This window comes from Streptomyces sp. MGP-P1 (assembly GCF_057766565.1).
The window spans coordinates 538,160-551,085 of sequence record NZ_JBYMEM010000005.1; the positions used below are offsets into that span (position 1 = coordinate 538,160).

7 protein-coding genes are annotated in these 12,926 nt (G+C 72.3%); all 7 read right to left on the reverse strand.

Annotation, left to right across the window (positions count from 1 at the left end; translation table 11 throughout):
* Nucleotides 1-29: 29 nt before the first annotated feature.
* A complete protein-coding gene (locus AC3CH1_RS11855; protein ID WP_488462864.1) occupies nt 30-1,559 on the reverse strand; it encodes an alpha/beta hydrolase in 1,530 nt (509 codons plus the stop codon).
* 79 nt (nt 1,560-1,638) lie between these two features.
* A complete protein-coding gene (locus AC3CH1_RS11860; RefSeq protein ID WP_488462865.1) occupies nt 1,639-2,844 on the reverse strand; it encodes a DNA polymerase III subunit delta' in 1,206 nt (401 codons plus the stop codon).
* Between the two features lie 147 nt (nt 2,845-2,991).
* A complete protein-coding gene (tmk, locus tag AC3CH1_RS11865; protein WP_488462866.1) occupies nt 2,992-6,366 on the reverse strand; it encodes a dTMP kinase in 3,375 nt (1,124 codons plus the stop codon).
* Between the two features lie 252 nt (nt 6,367-6,618).
* Nucleotides 6,619-9,525: a type I DNA topoisomerase gene (gene topA, locus AC3CH1_RS11870; RefSeq protein WP_488462867.1), complete on the reverse strand. Its 2,907-nt coding sequence runs from the start codon at nt 9,523-9,525 to the stop codon at nt 6,619-6,621.
* A 281-nt stretch (nt 9,526-9,806) separates the two neighbouring features.
* Nucleotides 9,807-10,004 carry a hypothetical protein gene (locus tag AC3CH1_RS11875; protein ID WP_488463482.1) on the reverse strand — a complete coding sequence of 66 codons (198 nt, stop codon included), beginning with the start codon at nt 10,002-10,004 and terminating at the stop codon, nt 9,807-9,809.
* Between the two features lie 537 nt (nt 10,005-10,541).
* Complete coding sequence (locus AC3CH1_RS11880) at nt 10,542-12,068, reverse strand: DUF7059 domain-containing protein (RefSeq protein WP_488462868.1); 1,527 nt, start codon at nt 12,066-12,068, stop codon at nt 10,542-10,544.
* Between the two features lie 195 nt (nt 12,069-12,263).
* Nucleotides 12,264-12,911 (reverse strand): small secreted protein, encoded by a 648-nt coding sequence (locus AC3CH1_RS11885; protein WP_488462869.1) that lies wholly within the window; start codon nt 12,909-12,911, stop codon nt 12,264-12,266.
* Between the last annotated feature and the right edge of the window lie 15 nt (nt 12,912-12,926).

A 12,926-nucleotide genomic window follows, 5' to 3' on the forward strand; every position in this document is an offset into this window, starting at 1 on the left:
TGGTCAGGGCAGGTCGGAGGGGCAGGGGGTCAGGTGCACTTCTTGCCGTCGGTGGGCGCGGTGCCCTCCAGGAGGTAGGTGTTGATCGCCGTGTCGATGCAGTCGCTGCCTCGGCCGTAAGCAGTGTGGCCGTCGCCCTCGTAGGTGAGCAGGGTGCCGGAGGAGAGCTGCTCGGCGAGGGCCTCGGACCACTTGTACGGGGTGGCCGGGTCGCGGGTGGTGCCGACGACCACGATCGGGTCGGCGCCCTTCGCCTCGGTGCGGTGCGGGGTGCCCGTGGCCTCGGTGGGCCAGTAGGCGCAGTTCAGGGAGGCCCAGGCGAAGCCGCGCCCGAAGACCGGGGAGGCCTTCTCGAAGTCCGGGACCGCCTTCTCGACCGCGTCGGGGCCGTCGAAGGCGGGCGGCAGGTCGAGGCAGTTCACGGCGGCGTTGGCGAACATCAGGTTCGCGTACTTCCCGTTCGGCCCGCGCTCGTAGTAGCCGTCGGCCAAGGACAGGAGGCCGGAGCCGTCGCTGCGCTGCGCGCCCTCCAGCGCCTCGCGGAGCTGCGGCCAGGCCGCCTCGTCGTACATGGCGGCGATCACGCCGGTGGTGGCCAGGGACTCGCCCAGCCGGCGGTCGTCACCGGTCGGGATCGGCTTGGCGTCCAGGTCCTTGAAGAGCTGCTTCAGCGCGGTCGCCGCGTCGGCGGTGGACGTGGTGCCGAGCGGGCAGTCCGGCTGCCCGACGCAGTCGGCGGCGAAGGACTGAAAGGCCCCCTCGAAGCCCGCCGTCTGGTCGCGGTTCATGTCGATGGCCTTCAGGGAGGGGTCCATCGCCCCGTCCAGCACGAGGCGGCCGGCCCGTGCCGGGAAGAGGTCTGCGTAGGTGGCGCCCAGGAAGGTCCCGTACGACGCTCCGACGTAGCTCAGCTTCTCGTCGCCGAGCAGCGCCCGCAGGACGTCCATGTCGCGGGCCGTGTCGACGGTGGAGACGTACGGGAGGATCTCACCGCTCCGCTTCTCGCAGCCCGCCGCGAACTTCTCGAAGGACGCGCTCAGCTTCTTGACCTCCGCCGCGTCGTCGGGCGTCTGGTCGACCTGGGTGTAGACGTCCATCTCCGGCCCCGTGAGGCACTCGACGGGCTCGCTGCGGGCCACGCCGCGCGGGTCGATCGCGACCATGTCGTAGCGGGCCCTCACCTGGGCCGGATAGCCGAGAGCCGCATACCCCTGGAGATAGCCGATCGCGGAGCCGCCGGGGCCGCCCGGATTCACCAGGAGGGAGCCGATCCGCTTGCCCGGTCCTGTGGCCTTCTTGCGGGATACGGCGAGGTCGATGTCGCCGTCATCCGGCTTGTCGTAGTCCTTCGGCGCCTTCATCGTCGCGCACTCGAACCCCTCCACCCCGCAGTCGCGCCAGCTCAGCTTCTGCGCGTAGTACGACGACAGCCCCTCGGGGGCCGCCGTGCCGGTGGCCGAAGCGCTCGGCGACGAGCCGCTGCCACTGCAGCCGGAGATGAGGAGGCCGGCAGTGCCGATCCCGATGGCGAAGGTGCGGAGCAGCCGCCTGGTATCCATTGAGGGAGCGTATCCGCCGGGTGACGAGTCGTCCGATTCCCTGCTCATTCGGGTGAACAGGGACCCGCCGTGGAAGCCTTCAGCCCGCCCGCAGCGCCATCGTCATCGCCTCCACCGCGAGCAGCGGCGCCACGTTGCGGTCCATCGCCTCGCGGCAGGCGATCACCGACTCGATCCTGCGCAGGGTCTGCGCGGGCGTCGAGGACTCCGCGATCCGGTCGAGGGAGTCCTGCACATCGACGTTGGCGATCGCCAGCCTCGAACCGAGCTGGAGCGCCAGCACATCGCGGTAGAACCCGGTGAGCTCGGTCAGCGCCAGATCGAGGCTGTCGCGCTGCGTACGCGTCTTGCGGCGCTTCTGCTTGTCCTCCAGCTCCTTCATCGCCCCCGCCGTGCCGCGCGGCATCCGGCCCCCCGCCACCCCGCCGAGCGCCGCCTTGAGGTCCTCGGTCTCCTTGACGTCGACCTCCTCCGCCATCTGCTTGGCGTCGTCGGTAGCCGTGTCGATCAGCTCCTGGGCCGCCTTGAGGCACCCCCCGACGTCGGCGACCCGCAGCGGAACCTTCAGCACCGCCGCCCGCCGTGCCCGCGCCCGCTCGTCCGTCGCGAGACGGCGGGCCCTGCCGATGTGCCCCTGGGTGGCGCGCGCCGCGGAGTGCGCCCGCTCGGGGTCGACGCCGTCGCGGCGGATCAGGACGTCGGCCACGGCCTCCACCGGCGGGGTGCTCAGGGTGAGGTGCCGGCAACGGGAACGGATCGTGGGCAGGACGTCTTCGAGCGAGGGGGCGCAGAGCATCCAGACCGTGCGCGGCGCGGGCTCCTCGACGGCCTTCAGCAGGACGTTGCCCGCGCCCTCGGTGAGGCGGTCGGCGTCCTCCATCACGATGACCTGCCACCGGCCGACCGCCGGGGAGAGCTGGGCGCGCCGGACCAGGTCGCGGGTCTCCTTCACGCCGATGGAGAGGAGGTCCGTACGGATGACCTGGACGTCGGCGTGCGTGCCGATCAGGCTGGTGTGACAGCCGTCGCAGAAACCGCAGCCGGGAGCGCCGCCCAGCGCCCGGTCCGGGCTCGTGCACTGGAGCGCGGCGGCGAAGGCCCGGGCCGCCGTGGACCGGCCGGAGCCGGGCGGCCCGGTGAACAGCCAGGCGTGCGTCATCTTCGAGCCCTGGTCCAGCGGCTTGCCGTCGGACACGGCGGTGACCAGGGCGTCGGCGTCCTTGGCGGCGGCGGCGAGCTGTTCCTGCACGCGGGTCTGTCCGACCAGGTCGTCCCATACGGTCATGGGTCACCGCCCTTCCGGTGGTGTCGTGCGGTGCCGCGGAACCGCGGTGCGTCGTGGCTTCCCATTGTGGGGGACGCCACTGACAGTCCGGCCCGCCCGCCCCCGGAGGGACGGACGGGCCGGGACTTCACCGTCGGCGATGGGGCGTCAGCCGCGCGGGCGACGTCCCCGGCCCTTGGGGCCGTCGTCCTCCTGGCCACCGAGCAGCTCGTCCGCCAGGGTCGGCAGATCGTCCAGCGGGGTCTCCTCCGCCCAGTCCGAACGGGGGCGCTTGCGGCGACCCTGCTGCCGGTCGGGCGTCGCCCCGGCGTTCGGGTCCTCGACCTGCGGCAGTTCCCGGGTGCGCTCGTTCTCGCTCTCCGCGGGCGAGGTCGCCTGGTTCTCGTCCCGGAAGAAGCCCTGGGGCACCCGGTCGGAGGGCCGGTCGGCGGAGACCGGCGGCAGCACCGCCGTCTCGTCCGCGTCCCGGGTCGGCCGCCGGTCCCCCGGCCGCCGGTCCGCCGAACCCTGGTCGGCCGACCCCTGGTCCGAGAAGCGCGGCAGCATCGTCGTCTCGTCGTCCCCGAGAGCGGCCCCTGAACGTGCACCCCTGCCCGTACCCGTACCGGATCCCGAAGGACGGTCGTCCTCCGGTCGGACCGCCGGGACCGGCTGCGTGATCTCGTTCGGGTTCACGATCGGTGTGGGCACCGTGAGCTCGTTCTCCGGAACAAACGGGCCCTCCGACTCCGAGGACCGTGAGGACGACGACGCGGACGACTGCGACGACGTCTCCGTACGGGAGTCGTGGGAAGTACGCGACGCACGCGCCTCCTCCGCACGCCGTGCCTCCGCCCGCGCCTCCTCCGCACGCCGGGCTTCCGCACGCTCGGCCTCCGCACGCCGGGCTTCCGCACGCCGGGCCTCCGCACGCTCGGCCTCGGCGCGCGCCGCCTCCGTACGGGCGGCTGCCTCGGCCTCGGCCCGGCGGCGGGCCTCCTCGGCGCGCATCAGGGCCTCTTCGGCCCTGCGCTGCTTCTCCAGCCGCAGTGCCTCGGCCTCCTTGCGGAGCCGGGCCTCCTCCTCGGCCTGCTTGCGCAGGCGTTCCTGCTCGGCCTCGCGGACCCGCTCCTCGGCCTCCAGCCGGAGCCGGTCCTCCTCGGCGCGGCGGCGCGCCTCCTCGGCGCGCTGCCGGGCCTCCTCCGCCTGGCGCTCGGCCTCGCGGCGACGGGCCTCCTCCAGCTCGCGCTGCTTGCGCTCCTCCTCCTCGGCGCGCAGCCGGGCGAGCTGCTCCTGGCGCTCCTTCTCCAGGCGCTCCTCCTCGGCCTTGCGGGCGGCCTCTTCCTCCGCCTTGCGGCGGGCCTCCTCGATGGCCTGGCGGCGCGCCTCCTCGATGGCCTCGATCTCGGCCTCGGAGAGCGGCAGGAGGTGGTCGAGCCGGTGGCGTACGACCGTGGTGATCGACTCCGGCTCCTGGCCGGCGTCCACCACCAGATAGCGCGTCGGGTCGGCGGCGGCGAGGGTCAGGAACCCGGACCGCACCCGCTCGTGGAATTCGACCGGTTCCGACTCCAGCCGGTCCGGCGCCTCGGTGAACCGCTCCCGCGCGGTCGCCGGATCCACGTCCAGCAGCACCGTCAGATGCGGTACGAGGCCACTCGTCGCCCACCGCGAGATCCGGGCGATCTCGGTCGGGGCCAGGTCCCGGCCGGCGCCCTGGTAGGCGACGGAGGAGTCGATGTAACGGTCGGAGATGACGATCGCGCCGCGCTCCAGCGCCGGGCGGACCACGGAGTCGACGTGCTCGGCGCGGTCGGCGGCGTACAGCAGGGCCTCGGCCCGGTTGGACAGGCCGGCGGAGGACACGTCGAGCAGGATCGACCGCAGCCGCTTGCCGACGGGGGTGGCCCCGGGCTCGCGGGTCACGACGACCTCGTGGCCCTTGGACCGGATCCAGTCGGCGAGCGCCTCGACCTGAGTGGACTTGCCCGCTCCGTCGCCGCCCTCCAGGACGAGGAAGAAGCCGGTGGCCGCGGGCGCGACCGCCGGGTCGCCGCCGCGCAGCGCCTCGCGCAGGTCCCGGCGCAGCGGCACGCCCGCCCGGTCGTCCGTCTTGGCGAGGACGAGGGCGGCGACGGGCAGCAGCAGCGCGCCGAGCAGCATCAGGACGAACGCGGCTCCGCCGTGGGCGAAGACGAAGTCGCCGGCCACCAGGCGGTGCCGCCCGATCGCGGCGGCCAGCAGGGGGCCCGCGACCGCGCCGAGCGCGACGAGCACACGGACGACGGCCTGGAGGTGCTCGGTGGTCCGGGCCTGGCGGAACGCCTCGGTCTCCTGGTCGATCAGGGTGTGCCCGGTGTTCGCGGCGACCCCGGCGGCGTAACCGGCGAGCAGGGCGATGGCGATCCCGGTCGCGGTGTCCGGCACCAGGCCGAGCGCGAGGAGCGCGAGCCCGGTGACCATGACGGCCAGCGCCAGCAGACGGCGGCGCGACAGGGTGGGCAGCACATGGCGCGCGGTACGGATGCCGAGGGCGGTGCCACCGGTCAGTCCGAGGACGAGCAGCGCGAACGTCGCGGGCCCGCCTCCGAGGTCGTAGGCGTGCGGTGCGGAGACGGCGGCGGCCGCGGCGACGGCTCCGGCGAGGGCCGCGCAGACCGCGACCAGCAGGGGGACGGCGCCGGTGCGGCCCTTGTCGGGTCCGTTGCCGGTGGCGGGGCGGCGCAGCCCCTCCAGCGGGGAGCGCGGCCGGGGCGTCTGCGTGGCCGGGAACTGCAGGAAGTACAGGATGGAGATGGAGGCCGAGAAGAGCCCGGCCGCGACGTAGGACCCCAGGGCCGCCTGGTGGAAGGAGAACCACTCCAGGCCCGAGCCGAGGAGGTTGCCGACCAGCGTGGCGGCCAGCAGGACCAGCGCGGCGGCGGGCACGGCGAGGAAGTTCGTGCGCAGCGAGAGGCGGCGCAGGGCGTCGAGGTGGTCGGGCAGGGGGCGTACGGCGGCGCCTTCGAGGGGCGGGGCCGGCAGCAGCGCCGGGGCGGCACTGTCCTTGGCCACGGCCCACAGGCGCTCACCGGCGCCGGTCACGAAGACGGTGATGAGGATCATCATGAGCGCCTTGTCGGGCGTCCAGTCGATCCACAGCGGGGCGACGACCAGGAGCGCCAGGCGCAGCCCGTCCACCCCGATCATCAGCCATCGCCGGTCCAGCTTTCCGCCGGGCCCCGTGAGGGACGTCAAGGGCCCCAGGAGTACGGCTCCGAAGAACAGGGTGGAAAGGATCCGGGCACCGAAGACGGCGGCGACGGCGAAGGCCGCCCCGCGGTATCCGGTGCCGAATGAGCCCTCAAGGACCGCCGCTTGCAGCGACAGCAGCACCAGCACGAGAAGGGCGAGTGCATCGCCGATACCGCCGACGAGCTGGGCGCTCCACAACCGCTTCAGCGGGGGAATACGCAACAGGGCCCGTACGGCGCGCTCGCGTGAGTCTGCGGCAAGTGTGTCGGAGGTGGGGCTCACGACCGTTGGCTGCTCGGCTCGCGTCATCCGCCCAGCCTATCGGCAGCGGTGCGGTGAACGTCGGCCCGTCCGAACATATGGACGTAAACAACTTTCGGCCATGGTGCGCGAGACCCTCTTGCGCACCACCGCCGCGCACTCTTTCGCGCCGCCGCCCGGCGCACTTGCGCACACCACCCCGCACGCCGACGCACGACCGCCCGGCACCTGGATCACAGGGATCGAGGCACCGGGCGGTAGTGCGTCGGCGTGCGCGGGGCGATCCGCGCGACGGCGGGGTCAGTCGTCCGACGGGGCGGCGGCGGAGGCAGAGGCGGACGCCGTCTTCTTCGCTGTCGCCGTCGTCTTCTTGACGGCCGTCTTGGCGGTCGTCGCCTTCTTGGCCGTCGTCGTCTTCTTCGCCGCGGTCTTCTTGGCGGCCGTGGTCTTGGTGGCCGTCGTCGTCTTGGCGGCCGTCTTCTTGGCCGTCGCCTTCTTCGCCGGTGCCTTCTTGGCCGTCTTCTTCTTCGCGGGCCCCTTGGCGCGCTTCTCGGCGAGCAGCTCGTAGCCACGCTCCGGCGTGATGTCCTCGACGCTGTCGTCGGTCCGCAGCGTCGCGTTGGTCTCGCCGTCGGTGACGTACGCGCCGAAGCGGCCGTCCTTCACCACGACCGGGGCACCGCTGACCGGGTCGGTGCCCAGCTCCTTGAGCGGCGGCTTGGCCGCGGCCCGGCCGCGCTGCTTGGGCTGGGCGTAGATCGCGAGGGCCTCTTCGAGGGTGATGTCGAAGAGCTGGTCCTCGGAGGTCAACGACCGGGAGTCGGTGCCCTTCTTCAGATACGGGCCGTAGCGGCCGTTCTGCGCGGTGATCTCGACGCCCTCGGCGTCCTCGCCGACGACGCGCGGCAGCGACATCAGCTTGAGGGCGTCGGCGAGGGTGACCGTGTCCAGGGACATGGACTTGAAGAGGGAGGCGGTCCGCGGCTTCACCGCGTTCTTGCCGGTCTTCGGCGTCCCCTCGGGCAGCACCTCGGTGACGTACGGGCCGTAGCGGCCGTCCTTGGCGATGATCTGGTTGCCGCTGACCGGGTCGGCGCCCAGCTCGAAGTCGCCGCTGGGCTTCGCCAGCAGCTCCTCGGCGAGCTCGACGGTCAGCTCGTCGGGTGCCAGGTCCTCGGGGACGTCGGCCCGCTGATGGCCCTCGGCGTCCTTCTCGCCCCGCTCGATGTACGGGCCGTAGCGGCCGACGCGGAGCTTGATGTCATTGCCGACCGGGAAGGAGGAGATCTCCCGGGCGTCGATCGCACCGAGGTCGGTGACCAGTGCCTTCAGGCCGCCGAGGTGGTCGCCGTCGCCGTTGCCGGCGTCGGAGGCCGCGCCGACTCCCGCGATGTCGTCACCGGGCTGGGCGCCGAAGTAGAAGCGCTTGAGCCACGGCACGGACTGGGCCTCGCCGCGCGAGATGCGGTCGAGGTCGTCCTCCATGCGGGCGGTGAAGTCGTAGTCGACGAGCCGGCCGAAGTGCTTCTCCAGCAGGTTGACCACGGCGAAGGACAGGAAGGACGGGACGAGTGCCGTGCCCTTCTTGAAGACGTAGCCGCGGTCGAGAATGGTCCCGATGATCGAGGCGTACGTCGACGGGCGGCCGATCTCGCGCTCTTCCAGCTCCTTGACCAGCGAGGCCTCGGTGTAACGGGCCGGGGGCTTGGTGGCGTGCCCGTCGACCGTGACCTCCTCGGCGGACAGCGCGTCGCCCTCGGCCACCTGCGGCAGCCGGCGCTCACGGTCGTCCAGCTCGGCGTTCGGGTCGTCCGCGCCCTCGACGTACGCCTTCATGAAGCCGTGGAAGGTGATCGTCTTGCCGGAGGCGGAGAACTCGGCGTCCCGGCCGTCGCTCGCCCGGCCACCGATCTTGACGGTGACGGAGTCGCCTACGGCGTCCTTCATCTGGGAGGCGACGGTCCGCTTCCAGATCAGCTCGTAGAGCCGGAACTGGTCGCCGGTGAGGCCGGTCTCGGCGGGGGTGCGGAAGCGGTCGCCGGAGGGGCGGATCGCCTCGTGCGCCTCCTGCGCGTTCTTGACCTTCCCGGCGTACGTACGCGGCTTCTCGGGGAGGTAGTTCGCCCCGTACAACTGCGTGACCTGGGCCCGGGCCGCGGAGACCGCGGTGTCCGAGAGGGTCGTGGAGTCCGTACGCATATAGGTGATGAAGCCGTTCTCGTACAGCTTCTGCGCCACCTGCATGGTCGCCTTCGCCCCGAAGCCCAGCTTGCGGCTCGCCTCCTGCTGGAGGGTCGTGGTCCGGAAGGGGGCGTACGGGGAGCGGCGGTACGGCTTCGACTCGACGGACCGGACCGCGAAGGAGGAGTCGGCGAGCGCGGCGGCGAGGGCGCGGGCGTTCGTCTCGTCCAGGTGCAGGGTCTGGGCGGAGCCGGCCTTCAGCTGCCCGTCGGGGCCGAAGTCACGGCCCTGGGCGATACGGCGGCCGTCGACCGCGCTGAGGCGGGCGGTGAGGGTCGAGGGGTCGGAGGCGTCACCGGTGCGGCCGGTGGCGAACTTTCCGGTCAGGTCCCAGTACTCGGCGGAGCGGAAGGCGATGCGCTCGCGCTCCCGCTCGACGACGAGCCGGGTGGCGACCGACTGGACGCGGCCCGCCGAGAGCTTCGGCATGACCTTCTTCCACAGGACCGGCGAGACCTCGTAGCCGTAGAGGCGGTCGAGGATGCGGCGGGTCTCCTGGGCGTCGACCATGCGCTGGTTGAGCTCGCGCGGGTTGGCGACGGCGGCCCGGATCGCGTCCTTGGTGATCTCGTGGAAGACCATCCGGTGGACCGGGACCTTGGGCTTGAGCACTTCCTGGAGGTGCCACGCGATGGCTTCGCCCTCGCGGTCCTCATCGGTGGCGAGGAAGAGTTCGTCGGACTCGGCCAGCAGCTGCTTGAGCTTCCTGACCTGGGCCTTCTTGTCGGCGTTGACGACATAGATGGGCTGGAAGTCGTGTTCGACGTCCACCCCGAGGCGGCGTACCTCGCCGGTGTACTCGTCCGGGACCTCGGCCGCGCCGTTCGGGAGGTCGCGGATGTGCCCGACGCTCGCCTCGACGACGTATCCGGGGCCGAGATAGCCCTTGATCGTCTTCGCCTTGGCAGGCGACTCGACGATGACGAGTCGGCGGCCGCCCTGTGCGGTCTCGCTGGTCGGGGACAACTTCGCTCTTCTCTCCGGTCGACACTCGATGGGCATCCGGGCAGCGTCATGACGCTGCCCGCGGTGCTGTCGCTGCGGAGTGTGACGGTACAACCCGCCCCCGTGTCAAACGGCAAAAGCCCGCAACGGCCACTCGAACGGTAACCCGACTTCCGCCATTCCTGCCGCCCGGACCGCCGGGTCCGCGCCGCGCGGAGGCTTGGCCGGTGTCTTTTCGGAGGTGGTCGCGGTGTCCGCCGGGCAACCTGTCGGCCCGGGCGCCGCACTGCCGGGGGCGGGGATCAGACGAGCGTGAAGCACCACACGCCGAGGCCGAGGAAAACTACGCCGAAGAGCGTCGTGAGTGCGGTGGAGGCGACGGGGCTCACACCGTGCGCCACCGGCGCGCGGTGCAGGGCTCGCGCCCCTGTCCAGATCAGGAGGGCGGTGCCGAACAGCGCCAGGGCCGTACCGGCGAAGACTGCTGAGACGCTCTCCATGTCGTACTCCTGGACCGTCGTGGCGAACCGCCCGGGGCGGGCCGGCCGGTCCCGGAGCCGGACCTCGACGGCCCGGCACGGGGAGGTTGTCACCCCGGGGCATCGCCCACACGAACCCCGGGTGAACAGCACTCCCCCGCCGACCAGCGGAACCCCATCGGCCGCATACGCATCGCGTAGGGGCCGGATTCGAGCCGGATTCGGGCCGGATTCGGATCGGACGGCTATCACCCGACCGGAACGCACGGCCCGGCGGCGCCGGAGAGCGCGCGGAGCAGAAACGCACTGGTGACAAGGGCGGCACCGCCCGACCGGGGAGCCCTCCCCACCCCGTACCGGAAGGCGGCCGCGGTCACTGTCCTACGGACACGGCCTCCAGCCCACACCGTCGTACGGAGACGGCCTCCAGTTCGCCCGCGGCCGCGCCCTCGGCGGCCTCGGCACACGCCGCGCTCGCCGCGCCCTCCACGCACTCCGCACTTGCTGAGGCCCTCACGCACACCGCACTCGCCGAGGCCCTCCCGCACCCTCCGCGGCCTACTGGCTCCGCGGTACAGCGCCGGGCGCCGGCTCCAGGAAGCCCTCCTCGACCAGCAGCCGGATCGCCTGCGGGGTGCGGTCGCGCAGGAGCACCGGGTCCTCCGCCATCAACTGCGCGATGGCGTCCAGGATCCGCCCGGCGGGCAGCGAGCCGTCGCACACGCCCGCGAACCCGGCGGCCACCGCGTCGACCTTGGTCGCCCGCATCATGCCGCGGTGCTGACGCAGCACCACATGCTCGGGGTCCTCCGCACCCGGCAGGCCGACCTGCTCCTGCACGACCTCGGCGGCGAGGACGAAGTGGCCGGCGAGCAGCGCCGCGTCGTCCTGGTCGCGGAGGTAGTCCTGGCGGGCGAAGTGCTCCTGGACGGCCTGCCCGAGCGGCTGCCGCACCGCGTGCGGCCACTCCTCGATCACGACCGAGGGGTTCCCGGCCGCCGCCGCGGCGGATTTGCGCAGGGTGATCCAGCCGAACCCCACGGCCGTGGCGCCCCGCGCCTCGAACTCGTCGAGCCACGCCTCGTACCGCTCGGTGTACTCGGCGGGGTCGCTGCGGTGGTCGCCGCTGTCCCGCAGCCACAGCTCGGCGTACTGCGTGACGTCCTGGACCTCGCGCTGGACGATCCAGGCGTCACAGCCGTACGGCACCCAGGAGCGCAGCCGGTCCTGCCACTCCTCGCCCTCCACCTGCTGCCAGTTGGCGAGGAACTGGGCGTAGCCCCCCTCATTCAGATGGGCGCCGGACTGCTGCACCAGCGCCCGGCACAGGTCGTCGCCGCCCATGCCGCCGTCCCGATAGGTGAGGCGGGCGCCGGGCGAGATGACGAAGGGCGGGTTGGAGACGATCAGGTCGAACGTATCGGAGCCCACCGGCTCGAAGAGGGAGCCCTCGCGCAGGTCGGCGGGGGCGGCGCCGGACAGGGCGAGGGTGAGCCGGGTGAACTCCAGGGCGCGGGGATTGAGGTCGGTGGCGGTGACCCGGCTCGCGTGCTGGGCGGCGTGCAGTGCCTGGATGCCGGAGCCCGTACCGAGGTCGAGGGCCGAGGCGACCGGTGCCCGGACCGTGATCCCGGCGAGGGTGGTGGAGGCCCCGCCTACCCCGAGGACGACGCCCTCCTCGCGCGAGCCGATCCCTCCCGCACCGCCGACCGAGCACCCGAGGTCGGACACGATGAACCAGTCCTCGCCGTCCGGCCCCCCGTACGGCCGTACGTCGACGCCCGCACGGACCCTCCCGTCGGCGTGGCTCACCCAGCCGTCCGCGAGGCACTCGGCGAGCGGCAGGGCGGCACGTGCCTGCTCCTCGGCGACGGGACGCTGCAACAGGAACAGCCGCACCAGCGTGTCGAGCGGGGTGTCACCCCGGGTGGCCCGCAGGGCGGGGACCGTCTCGCTGCGGGCGAGGGCGGCATAGGCGGGCGCGCCGAGGCGGTCAAGGAGCCCGTCCGCGGTGAAGTCCGCGGCGAGCAGGGCCTCACGGAGGGCGGCGGCGTGGTCGGGTGCGGGAAGGCTGCTCTTACTCACCCACCCATTGTGTCCGCTCCCACCGACAACGGCAGCGGCCCGGACACCCGCCGGGTGTCCGGGCCGCAAGAACGGCGCTCAGCCCTTCTTCTCCGCGGAGTCCTTGTCCGCAGGGTCCTTGCCCGCGGAGTCCCTCCTCCGTCGAGTCCTTGTCCGCGGAGTCCCTACTCCGTCGAGTCCTTGTCCGCGGAGTCCCTACTCCGTCGAGTCCTTCTCCGTCGCGTCGTTCTTGTCTGCGTCCGTGCCCGCCGGGGACGCGTCGGAGCCGGCCGCCGCGGAGCCGGAGGGGCCGGTCGAGGCACTCGGCTTCTGGCAGCCCTTCTGCTTCGACATCGCGACGCCGACCTCACCGGACTGGAGCTTCTTCAGAGCCTGGTCACCGCTGGTGCTGATCTTGTTCAGCTCGTCGGCGATGCCCTTCAGCCCGTCGGCGAACTTCGCCTGGTCCTTGGTGTCGAGCGCATCGACCTCGGTCTTGAGGTCGGCGTACGCCTTGGAGGAGGCGTTGAGCTCCTTGACCGCTTCCTTCTGCGTGGTCTCGCCGCCGTCGACCGGCGGCGGCCCGGCCGAGTCCACGGCGGTGCCCAGCGACTTGTACGCCTGGGAGATCTGCTGGAAGGCGGCCGAGTCCGTCTTCTGGACGTCCGCGGGCTTGCTGTTGTCCGCGGTCTGCTGCTGGATGGAGGCGTTGGCGTTGGCGATCTTCTGCAGTTGCGGCTGAACCTGGTCGCAGACCTTCTTGGCCCAGTCGTTGACCTTGTTGTCGCTGTCGTCGCTGCAGCCCGACAGCGTCAGTACGAGTACCGCACCGCCGGACAGTGCGGCTGCAAGCTTCTTGTTCACCGGATTGGTCCCTTC

Bases quoted from the DNA above. Each gene is read 5' to 3' on its own strand.
- tmk (WP_488462866.1), bottom strand. From the start codon at position 6,366: ATGACGCGAGCCGAGCAGCCAACGGTCGTGAGCCCCACCTCCGACACA.
- AC3CH1_RS11875 (WP_488463482.1), bottom strand. From the start codon at position 10,004: ATGGAGAGCGTCTCAGCAGTCTTCGCCGGTACGGCCCTGGCGCTGTTC.
- AC3CH1_RS11860 (WP_488462865.1), bottom strand. From the start codon at position 2,844: ATGACCGTATGGGACGACCTGGTCGGACAGACCCGCGTGCAGGAACAG.
- AC3CH1_RS11855 (WP_488462864.1), bottom strand. From the start codon at position 1,559: ATGGATACCAGGCGGCTGCTCCGCACCTTCGCCATCGGGATCGGCACT.